A 615-nucleotide genomic window follows, 5' to 3' on the forward strand; every position below is an offset into this window, starting at 1 on the left:
AAAAATGCAGTCATGGTAACTAAATTGTACTTAAGGGGTTTAAATCCATTAAACTAATGGCTCATTGGAACTCTAGTATTAAATTTACAGTACTAAAACTCAGTTTTATAATGGCGGCTATGATAATGTTTGAATATTTTTGTCAATTTAAGACTCAGCGTAAAACATCTTTAATAATGAAGGAGTCCTCAGTAGCGAGTGCTTATCAAAAAACAAACTATACTATCTCTGGTAATCCTGAGTCTAGTAACCTAAAGTTTGGGAGCCTAAAAAATCGGCTGATAGCTAGTGCAATCGCTACCTTATTACTAGCGGGTTGCCAAAGTACACCAACAGATGGCTTAACTGGAAGTACGCGTTATCAAACGTCTACTCAGCCAAGCGATATTCGTAATCTTGACAAGCAGGAGATCGCTCGCGTACGTACATCGCTTGCCGCGCAATACATTCGTAAAAACGAGCTTGATACCGCGCAGCGTCAACTTGAAAAAGCTTTTGCTGCTGATAGCCGATACGCGCCAGCCTATGATATGATGGGCGTTTTGTTGCAACAAGAGGGCAGCCGCCTTAATCTTGAAAAGGCCGATCAATACTTTAAAAAAGCCATCTCGCTTG

General features: G+C 40.5%; 1 protein-coding gene. It reads left to right on the forward strand.

The window, feature by feature from the left end; translation table 11 throughout:
- Positions 1-125: 125 nt before the first annotated feature.
- Positions 126-615, forward strand: a 490-nt coding sequence (locus ACS8FD_RS22145) for a tetratricopeptide repeat protein (protein ID WP_459252171.1), incomplete at its 3' end; no start/stop codon positions are given.

Source organism: Psychrobacter sp. 1U2, from assembly GCF_051847575.1.